Origin of the sequence: Candidatus Weimeria sp. HCP3S3_B5 (assembly GCF_052064335.1) — a bacterium.
GTDB lineage: Bacteria > Bacillota > Clostridia > Lachnospirales > Lachnospiraceae > Weimeria.
Genome location: NZ_JBQHVU010000004.1, coordinates 62,313 through 88,478 on the forward strand (window position 1 = coordinate 62,313; position 26,166 = coordinate 88,478).

The 26,166-nt window shown below is 45.9% G+C and carries 21 protein-coding genes; 17 read left to right on the forward strand and 4 right to left on the reverse strand.

Annotation, left to right across the window (positions count from 1 at the left end; translation table 11 throughout):
- Positions 1 to 30 precede the first annotated feature (30 nt).
- From ACTNCK_RS03245 to ACTNCK_RS03280, 8 genes are read left to right on the forward strand one after another with little or no spacing between them, the layout of a single operon-like run.
- Positions 31 to 2,091 carry a V-type ATP synthase subunit I gene (locus ACTNCK_RS03245; protein ID WP_441080939.1) on the forward strand — a complete coding sequence of 687 codons (2,061 nt, stop codon included), beginning with the start codon at positions 31 to 33 and terminating at the stop codon, positions 2,089 to 2,091.
- Between the two features lie 2 nt (positions 2,092 to 2,093).
- The gene (locus ACTNCK_RS03250) at positions 2,094 to 2,570 is read left to right on the forward strand and encodes a V-type ATP synthase subunit K (RefSeq protein WP_441080940.1); all 477 of its coding nucleotides are present in this window, start codon (positions 2,094 to 2,096) and stop codon (positions 2,568 to 2,570) included.
- Positions 2,571 to 2,603: 33 nt separating this feature from the next.
- On the forward strand, positions 2,604 to 3,194 hold the full coding sequence (locus ACTNCK_RS03255) for a V-type ATP synthase subunit E (RefSeq protein ID WP_441080941.1): 591 nt from the start codon (positions 2,604 to 2,606) through the stop codon (positions 3,192 to 3,194).
- A 20-nt stretch (positions 3,195 to 3,214) separates the two neighbouring features.
- Complete coding sequence (locus ACTNCK_RS03260) at positions 3,215 to 4,192, forward strand: V-type ATPase subunit (protein ID WP_441080942.1); 978 nt, start codon at positions 3,215 to 3,217, stop codon at positions 4,190 to 4,192.
- Complete coding sequence (locus tag ACTNCK_RS03265) at positions 4,185 to 4,502, forward strand: V-type ATP synthase subunit F (RefSeq protein ID WP_441080943.1); 318 nt, start codon at positions 4,185 to 4,187, stop codon at positions 4,500 to 4,502. Before ACTNCK_RS03260 ends, ACTNCK_RS03265 begins: the two co-directional genes overlap by 8 nt.
- 11 nt (positions 4,503 to 4,513) lie before the next feature.
- Positions 4,514 to 6,289: a V-type ATP synthase subunit A gene (locus tag ACTNCK_RS03270; RefSeq protein ID WP_441080944.1), complete on the forward strand. Its 1,776-nt coding sequence runs from the start codon at positions 4,514 to 4,516 to the stop codon at positions 6,287 to 6,289.
- Complete coding sequence (locus ACTNCK_RS03275; RefSeq protein WP_441080945.1) at positions 6,290 to 7,672, forward strand: V-type ATP synthase subunit B; 1,383 nt, start codon at positions 6,290 to 6,292, stop codon at positions 7,670 to 7,672.
- Between the two features lie 34 nt (positions 7,673 to 7,706).
- The gene (locus ACTNCK_RS03280; protein WP_441080946.1) at positions 7,707 to 8,390 is read left to right on the forward strand and encodes a V-type ATP synthase subunit D; all 684 of its coding nucleotides are present in this window, start codon (positions 7,707 to 7,709) and stop codon (positions 8,388 to 8,390) included.
- 129 nt (positions 8,391 to 8,519) lie between these two features.
- On the opposite strand, the gene ACTNCK_RS03285 is transcribed toward ACTNCK_RS03280, so the two are convergent.
- Positions 8,520 to 8,816, reverse strand: a complete 297-nt coding sequence (locus tag ACTNCK_RS03285; RefSeq protein ID WP_441080947.1) for a DUF3837 family protein — start codon at positions 8,814 to 8,816, stop codon at positions 8,520 to 8,522.
- On the reverse strand, positions 8,813 to 9,322 hold the full coding sequence (locus ACTNCK_RS03290; protein WP_441080948.1) for a CarD family transcriptional regulator: 510 nt from the start codon (positions 9,320 to 9,322) through the stop codon (positions 8,813 to 8,815). The genes ACTNCK_RS03285 and ACTNCK_RS03290 overlap by 4 nt, the downstream gene beginning before the upstream one ends.
- A 207-nt stretch (positions 9,323 to 9,529) precedes the next feature.
- Between ACTNCK_RS03290 and ACTNCK_RS03295 the strand changes: the two genes are divergently transcribed.
- The 7 genes from ACTNCK_RS03295 (at position 9,530) to ACTNCK_RS03325 (ending at position 20,161) form a co-directional block, all read left to right on the forward strand.
- Positions 9,530 to 10,237 carry a peptidoglycan recognition protein family protein gene (locus ACTNCK_RS03295; protein WP_441080949.1) on the forward strand — a complete coding sequence of 236 codons (708 nt, stop codon included), beginning with the start codon at positions 9,530 to 9,532 and terminating at the stop codon, positions 10,235 to 10,237.
- An 11-nt stretch (positions 10,238 to 10,248) separates the two neighbouring features.
- Entirely contained in the window at positions 10,249 to 10,698 is a 450-nt protein-coding gene (locus ACTNCK_RS03300; protein WP_441080950.1) for a phosphatase PAP2 family protein, read from the forward strand.
- 99 nt (positions 10,699 to 10,797) lie between these two features.
- Positions 10,798 to 12,255 (forward strand): IMP dehydrogenase, encoded by a 1,458-nt coding sequence (guaB, locus tag ACTNCK_RS03305; RefSeq protein WP_441080951.1) that lies wholly within the window; start codon positions 10,798 to 10,800, stop codon positions 12,253 to 12,255.
- A 74-nt stretch (positions 12,256 to 12,329) separates the two neighbouring features.
- The gene (locus ACTNCK_RS03310; RefSeq protein WP_441080952.1) at positions 12,330 to 13,334 is read left to right on the forward strand and encodes a Wadjet anti-phage system protein JetD domain-containing protein; all 1,005 of its coding nucleotides are present in this window, start codon (positions 12,330 to 12,332) and stop codon (positions 13,332 to 13,334) included.
- Positions 13,335 to 13,339: 5 nt separating this feature from the next.
- Positions 13,340 to 15,001 (forward strand): hypothetical protein, encoded by a 1,662-nt coding sequence (locus ACTNCK_RS03315; protein WP_441080953.1) that lies wholly within the window; start codon positions 13,340 to 13,342, stop codon positions 14,999 to 15,001.
- Positions 14,991 to 15,746 (forward strand): DUF6063 family protein, encoded by a 756-nt coding sequence (locus ACTNCK_RS03320; RefSeq protein WP_441080954.1) that lies wholly within the window; start codon positions 14,991 to 14,993, stop codon positions 15,744 to 15,746. Before ACTNCK_RS03315 ends, ACTNCK_RS03320 begins: the two co-directional genes overlap by 11 nt.
- A complete protein-coding gene (locus ACTNCK_RS03325; RefSeq protein WP_441080955.1) occupies positions 15,743 to 20,161 on the forward strand; it encodes a hypothetical protein in 4,419 nt (1,472 codons plus the stop codon). Before ACTNCK_RS03320 ends, ACTNCK_RS03325 begins: the two co-directional genes overlap by 4 nt.
- An 87-nt stretch (positions 20,162 to 20,248) precedes the next feature.
- Here ACTNCK_RS03325 and ACTNCK_RS03330 read toward each other — a convergent pair whose 3' ends face one another.
- Entirely contained in the window at positions 20,249 to 21,175 is a 927-nt protein-coding gene (locus ACTNCK_RS03330; protein WP_441080956.1) for a hypothetical protein, read from the reverse strand.
- Between the two features lie 248 nt (positions 21,176 to 21,423).
- A complete protein-coding gene (locus ACTNCK_RS03335; protein ID WP_441080957.1) occupies positions 21,424 to 21,726 on the reverse strand; it encodes a hypothetical protein in 303 nt (100 codons plus the stop codon).
- Positions 21,727 to 22,381: 655 nt separating this feature from the next.
- Here ACTNCK_RS03335 and pflB point away from each other — a divergent pair.
- On the forward strand, positions 22,382 to 24,655 hold the full coding sequence (gene pflB / locus ACTNCK_RS03340) for a formate C-acetyltransferase (RefSeq protein ID WP_441080958.1): 2,274 nt from the start codon (positions 22,382 to 22,384) through the stop codon (positions 24,653 to 24,655).
- A gap of 163 nt (positions 24,656 to 24,818) precedes the next feature.
- Positions 24,819 to 26,156, forward strand: coding sequence for a TrkH family potassium uptake protein (locus ACTNCK_RS03345; protein ID WP_441080959.1), 1,338 nt, complete (start codon positions 24,819 to 24,821; stop codon positions 26,154 to 26,156).
- Positions 26,157 to 26,166 lie beyond the last annotated feature (10 nt).

Genomic DNA, 26,166 nt, shown 5'->3' on the forward strand with positions numbered 1-26,166 from the left:
AAGGACCTGCAGGAAAGGAGGTCAGACTCTATGGCTGTGATGCCAATGAAGCGGATGACGATCATTGCGATGCGCCGCGACAGAAAACAGTTACTTGAGTTTCTTCAGAGACAGGGCACAGCAGAAATAGACACAGACACAGAAGAGGACGGCCGCTACAAAAAGATCGACGTATCGGCGCAGAAACAGATCTTTGAGAAGAATATTCACTCCATGGAGGATGCCCTGGAGGTGCTTGAGCGGTTTGATCCGCAGAAGAAGGGTCTTCTCTCATCCCTTGAGGGAAGAAAGACGCTCACTGTTGAGGAGTTCGGCAGGGCACTTACAAAGCGTGACGAGGTTCTTGAGACAGTCTCCTGTATCAACTCCCTTTACAGGGAATATGCCCAGTCACTTGCAGCGGTCCCTAAGGCCCAGATGGACAAGGAGGCTCTTTATCCCTGGAAGGATTTCGACCTTCCGCTGGATTTTACCGGGACAAGGCTTACGACAAGCTTTATAGGGACGCTTACCGGAAGGACGAATCTTGAGGAGATCTATGTTTGTCTCGGAGAGCTGTGCGATTTTTCCGATCAGGTGGATGTAAGGATCATAAGCGCTGATGATACCAGCACGGCTGTCATGTTTACGACTCTAAGGACGCATGAGAGGGAACTGTCTGAGGTCCTGCACAGGATGAATTTCACAAAGGCTCCTTCCCAGTCAAGGGCAGTAGAGGACGGAGTGTCACTTGCTCCGGCTAAAGCTATTGAGAGAATAGATGCCCAGATGCAGAGGGCGTCTGCAAGAAGACAGCAGCTGGTCTCAGAGATAAAGGGCTATGGTGACAGAAGAGATGATATAAGACTTATCATTGATTATTTCAGAATGAGATCTGATAAGTATGATGTTATCGGTAAGCTGAACCAGTCTGACCATGTTGTGATAATACATGGATATGTGCCTGAAGCTGACTACAGTAAGCTGTCTCGTGCGCTTGAGGCACGCTTTGATCTTGCATGTGAGTTTTGTGATCCTGCGCCGGATGAGGACGTACCGGTAAAGCTTAGGAACAATGCCTTTGCTTCTCCTGTCGAGGGAGTCGTAAAGAGCTATTCTCTTCCGGGCAAGGACGAGATAGACCCGTCAATGCCTGTGTCGCTTTTCTATTATATCTTCTTCGGACTTATGCTTTCGGATGCAGCATATGGCATCATCATAGCAACTGTATGCGGGGTCCTTCTGAAGAAATTCAAAAACATGGAGGAGGGAATGAAAAGGACATTCCAGATGTTCTTTTACTGCGGTATAGCTACCACGGTAGTAGGCTTCATATTCGGAAGCTTCTTCGGGGACGTCGTATCCTCGGTGGCCCAGACATTTTTCAATGTGCCGAAGGATGCAGCAGCAAGGCTGCTTCCGCCGATCTGGTTCAATCCTCTTGATGACCCTATAAAGATGCTTACCTTCTGCTTTGCAGTAGGACTTATCCATCTTTTTACAGGTCTGGGGATCCTTATGTATCAGGACATAAAGAACGGGAAGCCTCGGGATGCTGTTTATGACGGACTCTTCTGGTATATGTTTGTCGGTGGTTGTGTAGTGCTTCTTCTCTGCCTGCCTATGATAACAGGCATGCTTGGTCTTACGTTTACTCTGGGAGCAGGCGTAAAGAAGATAAGCTCTATAGTAGCGATAATTGGATTTACAGGAATCGTTCTTTTCGCAGGAAGAGATTCGAAAAACTGGGGAAAGAGACTTGCAAAGGGACTTTACGGAGCCTACGGTATCACCTCGTATCTGTCAGATGTGCTGTCATATTCGAGGCTTCTGGCTCTTGGTCTTGCAACCTCCGTCATCTCGTCGGTATTCAATACCATGGCAGGGATGGTAGGAGGAGCCATGCCGGTAGTGGCAGGCGTTATCATGTATGCACTTATCTTCGTGATCGGGCATATATTAAACCTTGCAATAAACGCCCTTGGCGCTTATGTGCATACAAACAGGCTCCAGTATGTGGAGTTCTTTGGAAAGTTCTATAATGGTGGCGGAAGAGAGTTCACGCCATTCGAGGAGAAGACAAAATATTACAAGGTTAAGGAGGAAATCTGACTATGAGCATGGGAACAGTTTGGGCGCTCTTAGGAGCAGCATTATCAGCACTTCTTGCAGGTGCAGGTTCAGCTATCGGAGTAGGAAAGGCCGGACAGGCAGCCGCAGGAGTGATAACAGAGGATCCGTCACTTTTTTCAAAGGTCCTGATCCTTCAGCTTCTTCCAGGTACTCAGGGTATCTACGGACTTCTTATAGCATTCATTACCCTGACTAATATAGGAATAATGGGTGGCTCCGCAGACATGAGCGTTCAGAAGGGAATGCTTTACTTCGCAGCCTGCCTTCCGATGGCAGTAGTTGGCCTTATTTCTGCCATCTGCCAGGCAAAGGCTGCAGTTGCTTCTATCGGTCTTGTAGCAAAGAAGCCGGATCAGTTCGGTAAAGCAATGATCCTTCCTGCAATGGTAGAGACCTATGCGATCCTTGCGCTTCTTGTATCAATTCTTTCAATATTCGGTGTATCTGCTCTTGCATAAATAAAGGAGAAGCAGATAGGAGAAGGAGATCAGATGACAGGATTAGACAAGATTGTAGGCGAGATCGAACAGGAGTCAAAAGACGGCGTAAATGCTATCCTTGACGAGGCCAGAAAAAAGGCCGACCAGATCACAGGAGAAGCCGAAAAGGAGATCCACGCCGCAGAAAAGAAGATAGCGGACAGGGCAGCCGCCACAGCAGCACAAGCTCTAAAGCAGGCTGATGAGGCCGGAGACATAATAAAGCGCCGCTGTCTTCTTGCTGCGAAGCAGGAGATCATCGAGGAGACTCTTCTCGCTGCAAAGAAAAAGCTCTATGGGCTTAGCGACAGCGACTATGCTGCATTCCTTGAGAAGCTGATCATTGAAAATGCCGATCAGGGCAGAGGAGTGATCACGTTCGGCAAGGAGGATGCAGGGAGGCTGCCTGAAGGATTTGTTGACAAGGTTTCTGCCAAGCTTACTGACGGCAGGTCTGTAGCAGAGGGCAATTCAGTTGCTGATTTCGCTCATGGATTCATTCTTTCCTATGAGGGATCTTATGAGAACGTCTCTATAGATGAACTTTTTCTTGCGAAAAAGGACGAGCTTACAGACATAATAAAGGAAACCATATTTGACTGACGACTGAAGGGAGGCTTTTTATGCCGGAAAAGCAATATACATATGCGGTCGCCAGGATCAGAGCAAAGGAAAATGCGCTTTTAAACGATGCCTTTATGGAACAGCTGATCGGCGCTGCATCTGAAAGGGAGGCCCTGTCTCTTCTGTCCGAGAAGGGCTGGAAGGGCAGGAACAATGGGGCAGGAGAGTCAGTACAGGATATCCTCTCCTATGAGGAGGAAAAGACCTTCGATACAGTCCTTTCAATGGTCGATGATCCGCATGCCTTTGATGTATTCCTGCTGAAGAGGGATTATCACAATCTGAAGGCCGCGATAAAGCTTACAGTTTCATCAGGTCAGATAGATGATATCTTTGTTGAGGGAGGAACGATCCCAGTTGAAAGGATAAGGACAGCAGTTTCACAACAGGATTTTTCTTCCCTGCCGGATGCCATGGCAGAGGCAGGAAAGGAAGCAACCGACGAGCTTTTGCATTCGAGAGACGGACAGGCCTGTGATGTGATAATAGACAGGGCGTCTCTTCGTGCCATAAGAGAGGCAGCCCGATCAGATCACAATTCCCTTATCAGAAGGTACGGAGAGCTTACGGTCGCCCTTTCTGATATAAAGACAGCTGTCAGGGGAGCTGATATCGCTAAGGATATGACCTTTTATTCAAGGGCGCTTGCAGAGTGCGATACGATCGATATAAAAAGACTCTCGGAGGCAGCATGTCTGGGACGGGACAGGATATATGACTATCTGGAAAACACCAGATATAAGGATGCTGTCGAAAAGCTTAAAAGATCATTCTTCGCATTTGAGAAATGGTGTAACGATTCGCTGATGGATTCGATAAGGACAGAGCTTTATCATCCGTTTACGATCGGACCTCTTGCAGCATATATACTTGCAAGGATGTCTGAGATCAGCAATGTCCGTATCATCCTTACCGGAAAGGAAAATGATCTGCCTGATACGATGATCAGGGAAAGGATAAGTAAAACTTATGTATAAGATCGCAGTAATGGGTGACTGGGACTCGATCTACGGATTCGGAGCCCTTGGCTTCGAGACTTTCCCGGTCACGGATCCCAGGTCAGCCGAGAAGATACTTCGTGACCTTGCAGAGAAACAGACCGCAGTAATATACGTCACGGAGGCGCTGGCAAAACAGATAGACAGAACAATCGCCTCCTATGCCACGAGGCCACTTCCTGCTATAATCCTGATCCCCGGAGCAAGCGGAAATACCGGGGAAGGGATGCTTGCAGTGAAAAGAAGCGTGGAACAGGCAGTTGGAAGCGACATTGTTTTTGGTAGTTAAGAGGTGACCATATGAGTTTAGGAACAATTAAAAAAGTAGCCGGGCCTCTTGTCATTGCTGAGGGTATGCGTGAAGCGAATATGTTTGATGTGGTCCGCGTATCTGAGCAGAGACTTATCGGTGAGATCATCGAGATGCGCGGAGGAGAAGCGAGTATCCAGGTATATGAGGAGACCAGTGGACTTGGACCGGGAGAGCCAGTCGAATCGACAGGTGAGCCGATGAGCGTCGAGCTTGGACCAGGTCTTATAGGAAATATATACGATGGTATAGAGCGTCCTCTGGAAGAGATAATGAAGGTTACCGGTAGCAACAACCTGAAGCGTGGAGTCGAGGTTCCTGCACTCCCGAGGGATAAGATCTGGCATTTCGTTCCTGTCATGTCCCAGGGCGATCAGGTAGAGGCCGGAGATATAATAGGAACTGTCAGGGAGACCGATGTGGTAACCCAGAGGATAATGGTTCCCTTCGGTATCTCTGGAAGGATCAGCTCGATAAAGGAAGGCGACTTCAAGGTAACTGACACTGTAGCAGTCATAACAGATAATGATGGAAAGGATCATACTGTTGCGATGCTCCAGAAATGGCCTGTAAGAAAGGAAAGACCATATAAACAGAAACTTTCTCCTGACAGACCTCTTATTACAGGGCAGCGTGTTATAGATACGCTTTTCCCTATAGCAAAGGGTGGAGTTGCCGCAGTTCCAGGACCATTCGGCTCAGGTAAGACTGTCGTACAGCATCAGCTGGCCAAGTGGGCGGATGCAGACATAGTGGTCTATATAGGATGTGGTGAGCGTGGAAATGAGATGACAGATGTTCTTAACGAGTTCCCAACCCTTAAGGATCCTAAGACCGGACATTCTCTTATGGAAAGGACTGTCCTGATAGCCAATACATCGGATATGCCGGTTGCAGCCCGTGAGGCATCTATATATACAGGTATCACTATAGCTGAGTATTTCCGTGATATGGGATATTCAGTGGCACTGATGGCTGACTCGACAAGTCGTTGGGCAGAGGCCCTCCGTGAGATGAGCGGACGACTTGAGGAGATGCCTGGTGAGGAGGGCTATCCGGCTTATCTTGGAAGCCGTCTGGCACAGTTTTATGAAAGAGCAGGCCATGTCAAGTGTCTGGGAAGTGATGACAGGGATGGAGCGCTCTCGGTTATCGGAGCAGTTTCTCCGGCAGGTGGTGATATATCAGAGCCGGTCACTCAGGCAACTCTTCGAATAGTAAAGGTCTTCTGGTCGCTGGATGCTAATCTGGCTTACCAGAGACATTTCCCGGCTATTAACTGGCTGACATCATACTCGCTTTATCTCGATAGTCTCGGCAAATGGTTCGACGGCAATGTTTCATCTGACTGGATGGAGCTTCGTGGAAGACTTATGAGCATACTTTCAGATGAGAGCAAGCTGAATGAGATGGTCCAGCTTGTCGGAATGGATTCCCTTTCGGCTCCTGACCGTCTGAAGATGGAGGCTGCAAGAAGTATCCGTGAGGATTTCCTTCATCAGGATGCCTTCCATGAGGTCGATACCTTCTCATCTCTTAAAAAGCAGCTTATGATGATGGAGCTTGTTCTTTCATATTATGACAGGTCGATAGAGGCTCTTGATTCGGGAGCATCCCTTAATGATCTGGTAGCACTTCCGGTAAGAGAGGAAATAGGAAGATTCAAGTATACCCCTGAGAAGGATCTGAAGGAAAGATTCGACCAGATCTCTGATCAGCTTGACAGAGAGATCCATCAAGCAGCAGCAAAAAAGGAGGACTTCTAAATGCCTAGAGAATACAGAACTATACAGGAAGTCTCCGGCCCTCTTATGCTCGTAAGGGGCGTCAGTGATGTCACATATGATGAGCTCGGAGAGCTTACTCTTGAAAACGGAGAAAAGCGTCGCTGCAAGGTTTTGGAGATCGACGGTGGAAATGCACTTGTCCAGTTGTTCGAGCCTTCGACAGGGATCAATCTGGATACCTCATCAGTAAGGTTTCTGGGTCGTCCTATGGAGCTTGGAGTTTCAGAGGATATGCTGGGACGTGTATTTGACGGTCTTGGCCGTCCTATAGATGGGGGACCTGAGATCCTTCCTGATGAGAGAAGGGATATCAACGGACTTCCTATGAATCCTGCCGCAAGAGCATATCCTGAGGAATTCATCGAGACAGGCATATCTGCTATCGACGGACTGAATACTCTTGTACGTGGACAGAAGCTGCCTATCTTCTCAGCATCGGGACTGCCTCATTCACAGCTTGCGGCTCAGATAGCCCGTCAGGCAAAGGTAAGAGGAACAGACGAGCCGTTTGCAGTTGTATTCGCTGCAATGGGTATTACATTTGAGGAGGCTCACTATTTCCAGGAGTCATTCAGGGAATCGGGGGCTATAGACAGGACTGTCCTGTTCGTAAACCTTGCAAACGATCCTGCTGTGGAGCGAATAGCTACCCCTAGAATGGCTCTTACCGCTGCTGAGTATCTGGCATTCGAGAAAAATATGCATGTACTCGTGATAATGACAGATATCACTAACTATGCTGATGCACTCCGTGAGATATCGGCTGCCCGTAAGGAGGTCCCTGGACGCCGTGGATATCCTGGATACATGTATACTGACCTTGCTACCCTCTATGAGAGAGCAGGACGGCAGAAGGGAAAGAAGGGCTCTATAACTATGATCCCTATACTTACCATGCCAGAGGATGACAAGACTCATCCTATTCCTGACCTTACAGGATATATAACAGAGGGACAGATCATCCTGTCAAGAGAGCTTTACCAGAAGGGCATAAAGCCTCCTATAGATGTGCTCCCTTCTCTTTCGAGACTTAAGGACAAGGGAATTGGAGAGGGAAAGACAAGAGCGGATCATGCCAATACGATGAACCAGCTTTTTGCTGCCTATGCCCGGGGCAAGGACGCAAAGGAGCTTATGATCATCTTAGGAGAGGCGGCCCTTACCGATATAGACAAGCTCTATGCCAGATTTGCAGATGAATTCGAGCAGAAATATGTAAATCAGGGCTATACCACAGACCGTTCGATCGAGGAAACCCTTGATATAGGCTGGGAGCTGCTGCGCATCCTGCCTCGCTCAGAGTTGAAGAGGATAAAGGATGAGTTTTTGGATGAGTATTATGAGGTTAGAGGTGTGAGGTGAGAGGGGTGTAACCCCTAGAAAGAAAGGAGTCCCTATGGCTGCTTCACATGTCAATCCTACCAGAATGGAGCTTACCCGTCAGAAGAAGAAGCTCCAGACCGCGCTAAAGGGCCACAAGCTATTAAAGGACAAGCGCGACGAGCTCATGCGTAGATTTTTAGAGCTAGTGCGTGAGGACAAGGCCCTGCGCGAGGAGGTAGAGGAAGAGATAAAAATGGCCAACATGAGCTTCGTGCTTGCCGGAAGCCAGATGTCAAAGGAAGCGGTTTCTGTGGCTTTTATGGCACCAAAGCAGGAAGTGACTGTCGATGTGTCGACCAAAAATGTAATGAGTGTAGATATACCTGTATTTGAGACCTCGTTTCGAGGGAGCAGTGAGGGGGATTTTTATCCCTATGGATTTGCTTTTACCTCGGCTGATCTCGACTGTGGTGTAGAGAAGCTCTCGCTCCTTCTGCCTAAGCTAATAAGACTTGCAGAAAGCGAGAAGTCCTGTCAGCTGATGGCTGCCGAGATAGAGAAGACAAGGAGAAGAGTAAATGCGCTTGAGCACGTACTTATCCCCGAGACTCAGGAAAATATCAGATATATCACAATGAAGCTTGATGAAAATGAGAGATCTTCACAGGTACGCCTGATGAAGGTCAAGGATATGATGCTTGAGGAGGCCCATCACTACAAGGAAAAGAGAGATGCTCTTCCTCTTAAGGATCAGTAAAGACAAGGCTTCCCCAGGTCTCTGTCGTCTTCGCTTCGGAACATTTTTGTTTTATTAGTTCGGAAGAAGACGGTTAAGGTAGAGGAAGACTTATAAAAAACTCCCTCCGGTATTCCGGAGGGAGTTTAATTATGATTTTGTCCCGGAGATAAACAGGTCCTTCATCTGGCTGTCATATCTCTCATCAGGCTCGTAACGCTTGAGAAGGTAGATAAGGTAGTCGCCATCAGGATCGACTTCGCTATCTGAGAGAAAGTCCTGAACTCTTTTATACAGCTCGGACGGAGAGAGATCACCGTTAAGTCCGGGAGATGATCTTTTCTCCAAAAGCCCGCAGGCGTAATAGTATTCGTAATTGCCCGTAAGGATGGAGGTGCGCTTGCTAAGCTTTAAGTCGACGCTTGAGACCGCGAGTGATGCGATCATCTGTCTTCTCCATCGAGGCGTCCGAAGAAGGCTTTCTTCACAGTCTCCATATCAGACTTCATAGAAAAGGCCATTTCCTCAAATAGACGCTTGCCTGCGACGTCCATGACTCTCTCATCAGAGCTCATAGGCTTCTTGCCGGAGGCTATTCTTTTCTTCTGGTGCAGATAGATGCTCTTCACGACAGAAGCAAGAGGCTTTGGGTCAAACAGAGAGATCTTTTCCTTGAACTTCTCGGTACGGGCTCTGTTGCCCTCTTCATGGATCACATCGATACCTGGGATCTCGTCAAGCAGCTTTTCAAACTCTCCGGAGCTCTTTACATCACGGATCCTTGTATTGGAATCTACCGGTGTGATGACTGTGGACTTGCCCTTCTCAAAAATAGGCTCGAGGCAGTAATAAAGCTTCTCGGAACCCTTGCCGTGCAGAGCCTTCTCTGAAATCTCCTTCACCTGACATACGCCTGATGTCTCATGCATCAGATAATCGCCAACCTTGTACATGTATCCTCCTGTTCTTCTTCATACTGCATCTATTATAACACTTTTTTATAAGAAATGTAAGAGAAAATTTAATACAATAACACAGTTGCTTAATAAATGCAATACCTTTTACAGGGATTTTACCTAAAAAGTAATATTCTTTTCGAAACAAGCCCATTTCAGGGAAACTCTTTTATTTTACCGGCTAAAAGTATAGAATAAGTAGTTATGAGTAAGCTTGTTTCATATAGAAAAAAGAAAATTTCAAAGGGTCATATAAGGATCCTGATCGTACTCCTGTCTGCCATGATGCTTATCACAATATGTCTTCTGCTAAGAAGCTGTGCGCTAAGATCTAATAAAAAGGACAGAGCAGATAATGGATCTGCAGTGGAAAATTATGAAGGCTCATATGCAGCTGATTGTATAAATGTGGATCTTTTGACTCCCAACAAATATTCAAGACCAGGGATAAGGCTTCCCAGAATAAATGGAATAGTCGTACATTACACTGCGAATCCGGGCTCGACCGCAAAGGAAAACAGGGATTATTTCGATGGACTTAAAGACAGTCATGCGACTCATGCCAGCAGCCATTTCATAGTAGGGATAGATGGAGAGATAGTCCAGTGCATTCCTACACGGGAGGTTTCATATGCTTCAAACGAGAGAAATATGGATACTATCTCGATAGAATGCTGTCATGTCAGAAAGGACGGCAGGTTTACGGAAAAGACCTATTCATCTCTTGTCAGGCTCTGCGCCTATCTCTGCCACCGCTTTGGCCTAAGTCAGAAGGATATAATAAGACACTATGATGTGACAGGAAAGCTCTGTCCAAGGTATTTCGTGGAGCATAAGGATGTCTGGGCAGGCTTCAAGTCGGATGTGAAGAAGGCTCTGAAGTCAGGCGACTATGAACTTCAGATAAGGTGACGGTAAAACGGATGAAGAGATTTATTGTATTTCTGGACAGGGGTCTTACAGGAGTGACCTATGCGGCTTATATTATCCTTCTAATCTATATAGCAGTAAGCTACGGCCCTGGAGCTGACCTGATAAAGGTGATCCTTGTCCCGGCAAGTGGATTTCTGATAGAGACCATAATAAGAGAGCGGCTTGATTTCAAAAGGCCATATGAGGTGAGCGGCAGACCGCCGCTTATCCCCAAGGAGACAAGGGGGAAAAGCTTTCCCAGCCGTCATGCCTTTTCTGTCACCATGATAGCAGTGACCTATCTGTTTTATCTAAGAGAGGCAGGGATAGTCATGCTTATGATAGCCCTTGCCCTGTGTGTGATAAGGGTAGCAGGGGGAGTGCATTTCGTAAGGGATGTGATTGCCGGAGCGGCGCTTGCAGCGGCATACGGAGTATTCTTTATGATGCTATTAAAATAATTGGACAGCATATGTCTTCCTCTTGACACCTTCATTTCTTTTTGCTAGTATTTATCTAATTATCTAATTGTAGAAGCAGATCAGGAAAGCGAGGAAAAAATGGCTTCAATAATAGGAGAAGGAATCACATTTGATGACGTGCTGTTAGTGCCTCAGTATTCGGAAGTAACACCAAACATGATCGATCTTTCGACAAAGCTTACGAATACTATCACTCTGAATGTGCCGCTGATGTCAGCTGCTATGGATACAGTTACCGAACACCGTATGGCTATAGCCATGGCCAGACAGGGTGGTATCGGTATCATCCATAAGAATATGTCTGTTCAGGAGCAGGCAGAGGAGGTTGATAAGGTAAAGAGATCAGAGAACGGCGTTATCACTGATCCTTTTTTCCTCTCACCTGATAATACCTTAAAGGATGCCGAGAATCTTATGCATAAGTTCCGTATCTCAGGAGTACCTATTACCCTTGAGGACGGCAAGCTCGTAGGTATCATCACAAACCGTGACCTGAAGTTCGAGGAGAATTATGACAGACCTATTAAGGAAGTCATGACATCTGAGAATCTTATCACAGCACCCGAGGGTATCACACTTGATGAAGCCAAGAAGATACTTGCAAAGGCCAGAAAGGAAAAGCTTCCTATAGTCGACAGGGAGGGCAGATTAAAGGGCCTTATCACTATTAAGGATATAGAGAAGCAGATAAAGTACCCTAATTCCGCAAAGGACTCACAGGGACGTCTTGTATGTGGAGCCGGAGTTGGCATCACTGCCAATATGATGGAGCGTACACAGGCTCTTGTTGAGGCAAAGGTTGACTGTGTGGTAGTCGATTCTGCTCATGGAGACTCAAAGAATATCATAAACGCAGTCAAGGAGATAAAGTCCGCTTTCCCTTCTCTTCAGGTCATCGCAGGAAATATAGCTACAGGAGAGGCAGCAGAGCATCTGATAAAGGCCGGAGCCGATGCTGTAAAGTGCGGTATAGGACCGGGATCAATCTGTACGACCCGTGTCGTAGCCGGTATCGGTGTGCCTCAGATCACAGCCATAATGGACTGCTATAATGTGGCAAAGAAGTATAATATTCCTGTCATAGCAGACGGTGGTATCCAGTTCTCAGGAGATATGGTAAAGGCTCTTGCAGCAGGTGGAAATGTCTGCATGATGGGATCACTTTTCGCAGGCTGTGATGAGGCTCCGGGAGCTACTGAACTCTATCAGGGACGTAAATACAAGGTATACAGAGGCATGGGCTCTATTGCCGCTATGGAAAACGGATCAAAGGACCGTTACTTCCAGGAGGGCGCAAGAAAGCTGGTACCAGAGGGCGTCGAGGGCCGCGTAGCCTACAAGGGAAGCGTCGAGGATGTGATCTTCCAGATGGTCGGCGGTATCCGCAGCGGAATGGGCTACAATGGAGCACCTACTATTAAGGACCTCCAGCAGAAGGGCAAGTTCATAAAGATCTCCAACGCAGCCTTAAAGGAAAGTCATCCGCATGATATCCATATCACAAAGGAAGCACCGAATTATTCGATAGATGAGTGAGGAGGGAAGCAGGGGATAGGGTATAGGGATTAGGGAATAGTCCCTAACCCCTGGCCCCTGATCCCTGAAAATACATGAAAAAGATCACACTTGAAGATATACTCAAATCCCGTCGCGGTGAATCATATCAGGATCAGTACGACTATATCATGAATCTGATAAATGATGGAAGGATAAGCCCGGTAAAGAGTGCTTCTACAAATGGCAAGAATCCGCCTCTTCCGCTCCGCTACTGGATCATCGAGGATGAGGCTGATCGGAGTGCATACATCAGCGAGCTTAAGTATGGTCTTAACTACAGGATATCTCCCGACTATTATCTCCATCATCTGAGCCTTTATGAAAAGGACAGGAAATATGTGATCTCGCTTAGTGAGTATCTTGATAAGAATCAGGATGCCCTGAGGATACCTGTCTCAGAAAATGAGAGGAGCTTTGATATCTGGCATCTGGAGAAATTTTTTCAGAAGTCATCAGGCTTTCGTATACTGAAGAACTGCGGGCTTGGACCGGAGGATATGAACTTTTATACGACACAGGAGCCACTGGCTTACTATTCAGCGAGTAGAAAGCCGGGCTCCGTTTTTTTGTTTATAGAAAACAAGGATACCTTTTTCTCAATCCGCCGTATCCTTATAGAAAAGGGCGGACCGTATCCTATATTAGGGACTACAATCTCAACGGTCATATACGGTTCAGGTAAGGGCATCTGGAAATCAATAGAGGATTTCGAAAGCTGTGTTGAGGAATATATGATCGATCAGAGGAATACCTATCTCTATTTCGGTGATATAGATTACGAGGGGATAGGTATCTATGATAATCTGAGGGAGATATTTACATCATCAGGCAGAAGTCTGACACCATTTGAGATGGCCTACAGGAGAATGGTAGAAAAGGCAGAGGCAGCCGGGCTGGATCAGATGCCATTTACCAGGGAAAAGCAGAACAGAAATATAGATACAGAGTTTTTCAGGCACTTTGATAGTGATACAGCAGGAACTATAAGGAGTCTGCTGGAGGATGACAGATATATACCTCAGGAGATCCTTAATGTGACGGACTTTCTTGACAGATAATAAAAATGCAGTATGAATTTTTGAACCAGTTTACCCGCCGTATGAAGCATGTTGGCAGATATGCCGTGCTGATGCGGATGACCATGAACAGGCAGACCCTAAGACAGTACGGATTTGAGACCTATGACGAGCAGATGAATCTGCTTTTTGCAGTTCTTTTATATATCATGGAGCAGTCACTTAAGGATGAAAGCTGTACGGTTGATGATATAGGAGCCTATATAGACGATCTGAACTCATCATATTTCAGGAAAGCAATGGGATATGAGGACAGCAGGGCCATGGCGGATTTCATTATCAATGTGATACTATCTAATGATGGAGTCGCTATGTCCTTCAAGGGCTATGATTTCGACAGGAAGGACTATCAGGATATCCCCATAGCCTATGTGAACAACCGTGTAATCTATACGGATGGAGGAATAAAGAGAACCTCCTACCAGTTGACGGATGATGGCTATGATCTGGTCCTTTCCACTCTGGAGATCGAGGACAATCTGAAGCTACCTGTCCATGAGATGATATTTGAGCTTCATCTGAAGAAGCAGAGCTATGACAAGGCTGTTACAGATATCAGAAATGTATTTCAGATGCTGCAGATCCAGTATAGAAAGATACAGGACGCAATGATCCGGATCAGGAGGAATGCCCTGAGCTATTCGGTGGAAGAGTATCGGGGTATAATGAATGAGAATCTCGATACCTTAAGCGAGACCAAAGAGAAGTTCCTTTCATACAGAAGGATGATCCATGACAAGACCAGAGAAATAGAGGAGAAGGATATAGACTACAGCGATCTTTCCTCTGAGAACAGGAAGAATCTCGAGAATCTCTCACTTATAGATGATTATCTGGGCAGGGCGCTTGAGGAGCAGCAGAAGATATTCGGTTCCCATCTGGATCTTAAATCCCTTTATACGAAGGAGCTTGAGCAGCTGTCACAGATGTCGGCAGTCAGGAGATTTTCCTATACAGCCGATTTCTATGACAGGATACTTAAGGATCCATCATGTCTTGATCGTGTGGATCTTTTCCTCAGACCACTTTTTTCCAGACCAGCAGGCAAGATCTATGATACGTCAAGAGCACTTGCAGTACAGAGGACTCTTAAGGAAAGAGAGGCCTTGGAGGATGAAAAGCTTCTCATTGATGATACTCCTTATGATGAAGGAGGAATGGAGCAGATAAGAAGGAAGCTGTCTCTTTATGACGAGAGCGTTGCTGCCATACTTACAGAGGCAATGAATGGCAGAGAGGAAAAGACCGACAGAGGCCAGGCATCCTGTATCACATTAAAGGATCTGGAGGAGAAATGCAGGGATGATCAGGAACTTAAGCACAGGCTTATACCTGATACATATAAGTTCAAGGAGATAATGGTCGAGCTTTTAAACAGCAGGGAAATGGATATAGGTCTTCTTTTAAAGGAGAGAAGGGAAAATATACAGGAGGAGGCAAGGGTCTTTTCCCTGTCCTCATCTATACTTGATTTTGTAGAGAAAATTACTGACAGAAGTATATATCTGATAGAGGCCATGAAGATAGATGATGGTAGCAGGGCTGTCTTTACCGGGATAGCAGACGATGATTCCGGTGAGGTAATAAGAGATATCTGCTGCTCTAATGTGCTGATACGTGTAAGATGGGAGGATAAGGATGCCGTTTGAGATCGAAGAGATAAGGAAGAGTCAGGAAATCTTCGCAGCCCTGCTCGAGAACCATCAGGTGTCTGAGGAAAAGGACGCAGAGCTTTTTGATGCCTATACGACAAGTGATCCTGTCCAGAGGCTTACCAAGTCTCAGGGAGATGCGCTGGATTCTGATGTGGAGCAGTATGGAGATACTATCTATCTGATACCAAGAGAGGATAATTATTTCCTTGGCTATTCCAAGGCCCAGCTGAAGGCAGAGCTGTGCCGGTCCAATGCTACTGACAAGGACTACTATCTTAGTCAGTTCGTGATCCTTACTTTACTTAGTATGTTTTATGACGGAGTCGGAGTGAGTGCCCATACCAGAGACTTCATAAGGGCAGGGGAGCTGCAGAATACTATCTCGGAAAGGCTTTCTGAGGCAAGGAGCAGATATGATGAGGACAGCCAGCAGGAGACAGGGATAGCATTTACAAATATTTCGGAGGCATATGAGCAGCTGAAGTCTGATGAAAAGGGATCAAGAGCCAGGACCACTAAGGAGGGCTTTCTCTATTATATTCTGAGATTCCTTGAGAGACAGGGACTTATAGAATATATAGAGACGGATGACATGATAAAGACCACAAAGAAGCTCGATCAGTTCATGGACTGGAACCTTCTGAACAAGAATAATTACCAGAGGGTCCTAAGGGTCTTGGGAGAGCTTGACCAGGATGGAGATATGGCTTCGGATGACGAGGAGGAAAGGGATAAATGAGCAGGATAAACAGGGTAAGGATCATTAACTTAAAATACAACAGGGACGCCTGTGAGATAGGTGATGAGACCTTTGATATGAATGGGGAGAATACCCTTCTTTCCTTAAGGAACGGAGGAGGAAAAACAGTTCTGGTACAGATGATCATGGCACCATTTGTACATAGACACTACAGGGACTTAGCCGACAGGAAATTCTCATATTTTTTTAATACTTCAAAGCCTACATTTATCATGGTCGAGTGGAAGCTTGACGGTGGAGGTGGCTATGTGCTCACTGGTATGATGGTGCGTCAGAGTCAGGATGCTGATTCTGCCTATGATACAGAGATCACGAATTTCATCACCGAGTATGATAGGGAGTCAAGGCTTGATATAGCCCATATCCCTTTTACAGAGGAGACATCAAGAGGAGTGGTCCTGAAGGGATATGTCCAGTGCAGGCAGCTTTTCGACAGCTGGAAAAAGGAAGCCGGGACTGCCTTTTTCTGCTATGACATGAACCAGAGCGCCCAGTCCAGACAGTATTTTGACAAGCTCTCCGAATACCAGATCTATTATCGTGAATGGGAGGCAATTATCCATAAGATAAATATGGAAGAGTCCGGACTTTCCAACCTCTTTTCAGACTGCAAGAATGAGGAGGGCCTTGTCGAGAAATGGCTTCTTGATACGATCGAGAAAAAGCTTAACAGAGGCTCTGACTCCATAAAGGAATTCCGTTCGCTTACAGCCAAATATGTCAGATCCTATATGGAGAACAGGTCAAAGATAAAAAGGCGTGATTCTATAGAGGTCTTCAGGCAGCAGACAGCCGGAGTAAGAGAAGAGGGCCAGCGCTATCTGCAGGGTGAACAGGAGATGAGGGAAAGGCAGGATCAGATCGCTTTATTTCGTGACAGTCTGGAGGAGCTGCTTGAAAAAAAGCATGATGAGGAGGAAGGTCTTACAGAGGAAAGAGATGACATTTCATCCCAGATAAACCATCTGAAATATCAGAAATACTCGTTTCAGATCTACGAAAATGATGACAGGATAGAGGAAAACGAGGATAAGATAGCAGAGCTTTGCACATCATGCAAAAGACTTACCGAAAAGAGAAACGATATAGAAAAAAGCAGGCATCTGTTAAGCTGCGCCAGGGAGCAGAGAGATATAAATGCGACGGTAAAGGATCTGAGGGGCGCTTGGCAGAAGCTTTCTGCCCAGAAGGAGAAAGATAAGAACAATGAGCCTGAACGCGAGCGTATTGGCTGCCAGCTGGCCGGATACTATTCTGACCTAAAAAGTGATACGGAGGAAAGGATAGACTCTGTTCTGGGTAAGAGTGCAGGCTTTATGAAGGAGATCTCAAAGAACAGAGATAAGCTTAAGGAGGAGCAGACAAAAAGGCAGCAGGCCTCAAAGGAGATAGGAGGACTCGATCAGCTGATAGAGCTTTTTGCCCAGAGAGAGCAGATTTTTAATAAGAAGTATAATAGAAATCTGTCTAGAAATATCCTTGGCCTCTATGAGGATGGGACGCTTACTGAGGAGAGACTTTCCGGAGAGGAAAGACTGACCGCCTGCGAGAGATCTAAAAAGGAGCTGCTTGGACAGAAGCTTTCTCTTGAGCAGAGGGAGGAATCTCTTGCTCATAAGACCGAGGAGGAAAGAAAGGCTCTGACGCTCGCTGAAAGCGATCTCTCATACAGTCTCGATAAGAAAAAGGAGTTCGATGGTCAGATCGAGGAGAGAAGGGAGATCATCAGATACTTTGACATAAAGGATATGGACATACTGGATACAGAAGGTATTCTTTCGGCAGCCAGAAAAAAGCTCTCGGCAAATGAGGATATAAGAAAGAGCATGGAAATATCTCTTGCTGTAAAAAAGAGAGAGCTTAGACAGCTCGGCGGAGAGGAGGCCGTGGAGCTTTCTGACGAATTCAAGACTATGCTGGAGGAAGCCGGGATAGACTATGTCTATGGTATGAGGTGGCTTTCAAAAAACGCCAACTCGGAAGATCAGAATCGGATGCTTGTCGAGAAGTTTCCTTTTCTTCCATACTCTCTTATCATAAGCAGAAGTGATATGAAACGCCTGTCTTTAATAAGTGAAAAGAGGGATACCTCTATTCCTGTACCATTTATTGTAAGAGAGGATATGAATATCAGCCCGGAGGAAGAGGGCACTGGATCAGAGGAGAATCTCTTTAGCTTTGGAAACGTATGCTTCTATGTCTGCTTTAACAACGAACTCCTGAATAAGGAGCGTATGGAGGAGCTTTTGGCGGCAAAGGAGCATGAAATAAGCCATATAAAGGATTCCATAGCCTCAAGGGAGGAGGAATACAGGGTCTACTATGACAAGTACGGCAGGATCGCAAACCAGGAAATAAGCCGGGAAGTCTGTGAAAGGCTTGATCAGAGGATAGAAGGCCTGAGGGCTGATATAGAAAAAAGAGGGCAGCTGATAGATGACTATAAAAAGGAGCAGGCCTCTGTCAGGGATGAAATTGCATCACTTGCTAAAAGGGCTGGACAGGCGGATGAGAAGATAAGGTCATTAAGGACCTTTTTAGAGGATCTTTCCGATTTTACAGATCAGTATCAGTCCTATATAAGAGTTTTCGAAAAAAGAAAAAGGGTCGAGAGGTCTCTTAAGGAGACAGAGGATGAGATAAGGAATATAAATGAGCTTAGCACAAAGCTTGAGGAGGATCTGAGAAGGGCTGATGAGGAAAAATCCCAGCTCAGGTTTAAGCTTACAGAAATAAATTCAGAGCTTTCCAAATACCAGCAGTATGAAAGGTCAAAGGAGGCTGTTACTGAGGAGATGGCTGTAGAGCTTATTGCCAGATTTGAGGCCCTTACCTCCAAGTCAGCGGTCGAGGTAAAGGAGCTTGAGAAAACGATTGCCGAAAAGTCCAGAAGGCTTAATGAGCAGATGGCTCTTTTGAACAGGAGCGCTGTAGAATATGGATTTTCAAATGAGGAATGGAAGGAAGTGGTCTATGATCAGGAGGAGATGATCCGTCTTGAAAATGAATCTGAAACACTACTTTCTGAACTGAATGAAAAGCAGGGCCAGGTAGCTTCTGCCGAGAAAAATAAGGGTAAGCTCGAGGAGAGAAGGGACTATCTCTATCGCAAGATGAGGGAAGAGACAGGAGAGGAGGAGGCTGTCCCTAAGGCACAGATCCCTGTGATAAGCTTCGATCAGGTTATTCTCGAGAAGAAGCATCTGATAAAAGAGAAGGAGGATCAGATAAAGGAAACACAGAAGAGAGCACAGGTCTATGAGGAAAATCTGGCTGCTATGGCTGAGTTTTCTGATCTTAAGAGGAATGAGGACCAGGAGCTAATAAATGAACTGTCGGAGGAGAGCCCGGATCAGATAGTGAAGCGTCAGGGAGAGCTGAAGCGTGGCTACCATAGGATAAAGGAGCGCCTGCAAAGGTTCAGGGAGGAAATTGGCAGACAGATAACTGCTGTTATGCGCACAGAGGATCTATCAGATGATTTTTTCCAGAAGCCGCTTGCTACGCTTATGTCCCTTACCGATTCGGCGGAAAGGCTTCTGGAGCAGCTGGATATAATCACTTCCTCATTCGATCAGTTGATAGAAAAGCTGCTTGTAGATATCTCTCTGGTTGAAAAGGAAGAAAATGAGCTGGTTGATATGCTTTCTGACTACCTGGCAGCTGTAAACAGCGATCTGGGCAAGATAGATGATAATTCGACGATCACTGTAAGGAACCGTCCTGTAAAGATGCTTCAGATCAAAACTCCTGACTGGGAGGCAAATGAGGCTGTCTATATCACAAGACTTAAGGATTATGTAAGGGATGTGACAGAGCATTGCGTCCTTCTTCTGTCAGAGAATAAGAATATAGAGGAGTATCTGGGTGTAAAGCTTACGACCAAGGCCTTATATGATGCTGTAGCAGGGATAAGCAATGTTACTATCCATCTCTACAAGATCGAGGCTTCAAGGGAATATCCTATCACCTGGTCTGAAGTCGCGAGGAACTCAGGAGGCGAGGGCTTCCTATCCGCCTTTGTGATTCTGTCGAGTCTTCTATACTATCTGCGCAGGAATGACAGTGACATTTTTGCGGACAGGAAAGAGAGCAAGGTGATAATAATGGACAATCCTTTTGCCCAGACCAATGCCTCACATCTTCTCGTGCCGCTTATGGATTTTGCCTCAAAAACCAATACCCAGCTTATCTGCCTTAGCGGCCTGGGCGGTGAATCGATCTATAACAGATTTGACAATATCTATGTCCTGAATCTGTATCCATCGAGCCTCAGAAATGGTCTTGCCTACCTGAAGGCCGAGCATCAGAGAGGCAGTGCAGCCGAGAGTATGATGGTCTCAAATGTGAGGGTAAAAGACCAGGGGGAGTTCGAGCAGATGAGTCTGTTCTAAGGGGTTAGGGGTTAGAGATCAGGGGACAGGGGTGGAAATCCCTAACCCCTGGGCTCTAGCCCCTAGCCCCTAATCCCTAGGCCCTATTTACCTGGCCGTTCCAGTGGTCTTCACCTCATATGAGGAGCATTCGCCGACTAAGTGGCTGATCAGATTATTTGTATAGGTCCTGCCGGTAGAGGTATATATTCCGACCGTTCCGATATCGAGAAGGGATCCACTGGCATCATATAAGAATACATAGTTCTGTATATTCAGATACTTTTTGGATTTGTTTTTTACTGTGATTGCAAGCCCGCTGTCTGTTTTCTTTACTGAGCTTTTGTACATCTTTTGTGAAAGCTTTGTGGCGTTCTTTCCTGTTTTAGTCTGTGAGGCGGTCTCTACAGAAAAGGTCGATGCATCAAGATCGACTGCGAGTGAGGCAGAATAGTAAATCTTTAAATAGCCAGTCTGTCCCGGACCAAGATCAGAGATCGAGCCATATCCGCTTGAAAGCGAGTTTCCGGAGGAATCCTTCAGATCATAAGCGATCTTTATTGTGCTGAAATTACATGAGCTGGTGTTAGTTACCGGTACATAGGCATAGGTGGCATACTTTGTGCATTTGCCTGTTATAAGTGCAGGCCTGGCAAAGGAGCAGATCGTGGAACCGTCCTTTACGCTTATCTTGTATTTCTTCTTTGCACTACGGCCTCTGTAGTCCTTAAGACCGACAGTTACAGTTGCTTTTCCTGTATTCTTGAGACTGATATCGATACGGTTGTTGCCACTGCTTTTTTTTGCTGTAAGGACAGATGACCTTGAACTGCTTACTGATTTTACCGTTCCTCCAAAGATGGAAAGCGTATAGCGGTTTCCATCACTGTCGTTGTTGAAGTAATAAAAGGTGTAGCTTTCCTGGCTGGCAGCATATGCCCTTGCGGTCGGAAGTGCAGCAAAAAGGGTGAGTGCCATTGCAGCTGCTGTGACAAATGACAGCAGTAATGTCTTTTCTTTGTGTTTCTTTATCATTATTTATAACCTCCTGAAAAATTAATAAACTTTTAATATTTTAACAGAATGGATACGGTTTTTCAATATGTAATTGGTAGCATTTGCACAGGGGAAGTTTGAAAAAGCGGATAGTATATGTTATAATATTTATAAAATAAACAGATGAATGTTACTGAGGCAGTTCCCACTATTATAAGATATACAACTGCCTGCAGATATCTGGTATAGTACTGAGGATGTGAGGCGTGGAATGGATCGTAAACGTATCAGTAGATTACAAGGTCTAGTATCGATGTGATCACGATAGAGATGTAAAAATCCTTCCAGGCCCTATAGCTTCGGCTATATTCAGATGTGCTTTTTCTGAATACAGCTTGTATTCCTATGAAGAAGTCTTTTAGCAGTCCAGAAAATGCGAGAATAACAAATGAGGCAGCAAATATGAACAGGATATTTAAGTTACCTATAATGCCATACACTGGAAAATCGTTACCACATGATCTGAATGCATATATTATTCCGGCAGTGATGACCGCCCAGTAGAAAACTATCAACAACATTTTTTTCATGAGCTATTCCTCCATTCAATCAAATATGCTTGTATTTATCGTCATTCTGACGGGGGTATTGTTCCTGTCTCTCATACTTAGAGTTAGTATAAAGCAGTATCCATGCATCCCCGAATGGCGATAATCGGTAAAACTAGAAGTATCCCATTTGTAAGAGAATTGTGAGTTCATTCCACTTTTTTATAGATCGGTGTCGGCTCAGCTGCCTTTGATGTGATTGCAGATGCTGCGGCCATAGCAACCACAAGAATGAAAGATACAATTTTTTTCTTCATAAAAACCTCCAGTTTCTTTTCTGTACAGATATAATTCTCTGTACATTGTCTTAGTTTTCTTTTATCCCTACGGGACGCTTTTATTATAATGCTATAGCATTGGATCAGTCTATTCATTCCTGATTGAATCCTGGTAAAAAGACTCTATTTCGCCTTGATTTTTCTGGAATTTCAACTCTATGGTGGATGGAGTTGCTGTTCAGGAGGGCTTTTGATAAAAAATGTTGGAAATAATACATACATAAAAAGCGAGAGTGCCTATAATGTGATCACAAGGTTAGATAAAACTAACAAAAAGTTTATTCCCTATCTTGTATTCTGGTAAAAGTTGTTATACAATATTTGGTGCAACTCACCAACATTGGTTTAGGAGGTCTTAAATGACAACATTTGATGCATGGGAGGGCTTTAGGCCTGGTCACTGGAATGATGATGTGAACGTCCGTGACTTTATCCAGAAGAACTACACACCTTACGATGGAGACGAGAGCTTCCTCGAGGGACCTACAGAGCGTACCGATAAGCTCTGGGGAAAGCTTCAGGAGTATCAGAAGCAGGAGAGAGCCAAGGGCGGCGTACTCGATATGGAGACAGATGTGGTATCAGATATCGATGCCTATGGCCCTGCTTACATTGACGAATCGATGAAGGATGACGAGCAGGTGGTAGGTCTGCAGACAGACAAGCCGCTGAAGAGAGCCTTCATGCCTTACGGCGGTATCAGGATGGCAGAGGAAGCGCTGACCACCTATGGATATACTCCGAATCCACAGCTTCATGAGATCTTTACAAAATACCACAAGACTCATAACGAGGCGGTCTTTGATGCCTATACTCCTGAGATGATGACAGCCCGTCACTGCCATATAGTGACAGGACTTCCTGATACCTACGGAAGAGGACGTATAGTTGGTGATTACAGAAGAATTGCCCTCTACGGTATTGATTATCTGATCGAGAAGAAGGAAGAGGACAAGGCGGCTACAGGTCACAACGATATGATGACGGGAAAGGTAGTCCGCTTAAGAGAGGAGATCGCTGAGCAGATCAAGGCCCTTAAGAAGATGAAGAAGCTTGCTGCTTCATACGGATTCGACATTTCAAAGCCGGCTACCAATGCGAAGGAAGCAGTACAGTGGCTGTATTTCGGATACCTTTCAGCAATCAAGCAGCAGAACGGTGCTGCAATGTCAGTAGGTCGTATTTCTACATTCCTTGATATCTATATCACGAGAGATATGGAAAAGGGAATCCTGACAGAGAAGGAGGCCCAGGAGCTTATCGACCATCTTACTATGAAGTTTCGTATGGTAAAGTTTGCCCGTATCCCGTCATACAACGAGCTGTTCTCAGGCGATCCGGTATGGGCTACGCTTGAGGTGGCAGGAATCGGAATGGATGGACGCAGCATGGTCACAAAGAACGATTATCGCTTCCTCCATACTCTTGAGAACATGGGACCGGCACCAGAGCCGAACCTCACAGTTCTTTACTCAAGTGATCTTCCTGACAACTTCAAGAAGTATGCAGCCAAGATTTCAGTAGATACTTCATCCATCCAGTATGAGAATGATGATGTTATGAAGCCGATCTGGGGAGATGATTACAGCATCTGCTGCTGCGTATCTGCTACTCAGACTGGTAAGGAGATGCAGTTCTTCGGAGCCCGTGCAAACCTCGCAAAGGCACTTCTCTACGCTATAAACGGTGGCAAGGATGAGAAGTTTAAGGATAAGGAAGGACACCATATGCAGGTTGGACCTGAGATCGCTCCAATGAGCTCGGATGTCCTTGATTATGATGAGGTAGTCCATAAGTATGACCAGACCCTTGACTGGCTCGCAGGTCTCTATGTGAACATCCTTGATCTGATTCACTACATGCATGACAAGTATTACTATGAGTCAGCAGAGATGTCTCTTATCGATACGAATGTCCGCCGTACCTTTGCTACGGGTATCGCAGGATTTTCACACGTGGTTGATTCGCTTTCAGCTATAAAGTATGCGAAGGTTACAGCCATCCGTGACGAAGAGGGTGTTACCACAGACTTTAAGATCGAGGGAGACTTCCCTAAGTACGGCAATGACGACGAGAGAGCTGATGAGATCGCTGTTAAACTGTTAAAGACCTTTATGGGCAAGCTTAGGAAGTTCCATACCTACAGGGATTCAGACGCTACCACCTCAATCCTTACTATCACCTCGAATGTCGTCTATGGTGAGGCTACAGGCGCCACCCCTGACGGCAGGAAGGCATTCACCCCGTTTGCTCCGGGAGCTAACCCTGCATACGGCGCCGAGCAGAACGGACTTCTCGCTTCCCTTAACTCGGTAGCAAAGCTTCCGTATGAGTACTCGCTTGACGGTATCTCGAATACCCAGACGATGACTCCGAACTCTCTGGGACATGATGAGGAGGAGAGAAAGAGCAAGCTTGTAAATGTCCTCGATGGATACTTCAACCAGGGTGCACACCATCTGAACGTGAACGTCTTCGGCAAAGAGAAGCTTCTCGATGCTATGGATCATCCTGAGAAGCCTGAGTATGCCAACTTTACTATCCGTGTATCAGGCTACGCTGTGAAGTTCATCGATCTGACCAGAAAGCAGCAGCTCGATGTAATCAACAGAACCTTCCATGATCATATGTAATAAGGCACAGGGATCGAATCCCTGACCCATACCCTCTTATCCTCGCCCTCCCCACTTATCTGGACACAGGGCGGGGATTTTTTCTTCCGGCTTGAAAAAACAGCTCCAAACGTTTAATATGTCCTATTATGAATGGAGAATGGACTTTGTTAGGAGAATATAAATGAATCTGCTCTGTATATTTAATAGGAGACTGACCTCATTCCAGGTAATTATACTTGGCTTTGCGGCAGTGATCCTGATAGGAGCGCTTATACTTATGCTTCCCATATCATCGAGATCAGGAGAGATGACAGGATTTATGGATTCGCTCTTCACATCGACATCAGCGGTATGTGTTACAGGACTTGTGGTGAAGGATACAGCAGGCTACTGGTCCTTTTTCGGACAGGTAATAATACTTATCCTGATACAGATAGGGGGTATTGGAGTGATCACAATGGCCTCTCTGGTTTCCCTTCTGGCTGGAAAAAAGATCAGTCTGATGCAGAGACAGACCATACAGAATGCTCTTTCCACGCCTCAGGTCGGAGGATCGGTAAGACTTATCAGATTTGTGATAAAGGTTACAGCCATGATAGAGACGGCCGGGGCTGTGCTGCTTCTACCTGTATTTGTAAAGAGATTCGGGATGGTGGGCATATGGTATGCTGTTTTCCATTCGATATCGGCCTTCTGCAATGCCGGATTTGACCTGATGGGCAGGTATACAGGAAGCTTCAGCTCGCTTTGTGCATTTTCAGGCAATCTCTATCTTAGCATAGTCATATGTGTGCTTATAGTGGCCGGCGGGCTCGGATTTCTGGCCTGGGAGGATATAGCAGCCTATAAGCAAAAGATCCATAAGTACAGGATGCAGACAAAGGTGATAATAGCATCGACGGCTATCCTCATTCTTGTACCGACGATCCTGTTTTTCTTTATTGATTTTTCTCATATGCATCTGGTCAGGAGGCTCTCATGCTCCCTTTTTCAGGCTGTAACTCCAAGGACAGCCGGATTCAACACAGTGGATTTCTCAAGCATGACTGATCCGGGCAGGGTAATGATAATGCTTCTTATGCTGGTCGGAGGCTCACCTGGCTCTACGGCTGGAGGAATGAAGACAACGACTGTTGCAGTGCTTACAGCAAATGCATTTGCCATTTTCAGGCGCAGGAAAAATGCCAAGCTCTTTGGCAGGAGGGTAGACGATGAGGTGGTGAAGCAGGCGTCTACGGTACTCTTTATGTATGTGACCCTGTTTTTATCAGGAGCTCTTATCATAAGCTTGATAGAAAACCAGCCGTTTGAAAAATGTGCTTTCGAGGCTATTTCAGCAATTGCAACGGTAGGGCTTTCGCTCGGACTGACACCGGGACTAGGGGTCGTATCACATATTATCCTGATGCTGCTTATGTTCTTTGGCAGGGTCGGAGGATTTACTGTGGTTTATGCGGCTCTTTCATACAGGGAGGGGTCAGAGCTTAAATATCCTCTCGGAAATATTACCGTGGGTTAGGAAAAGGAGG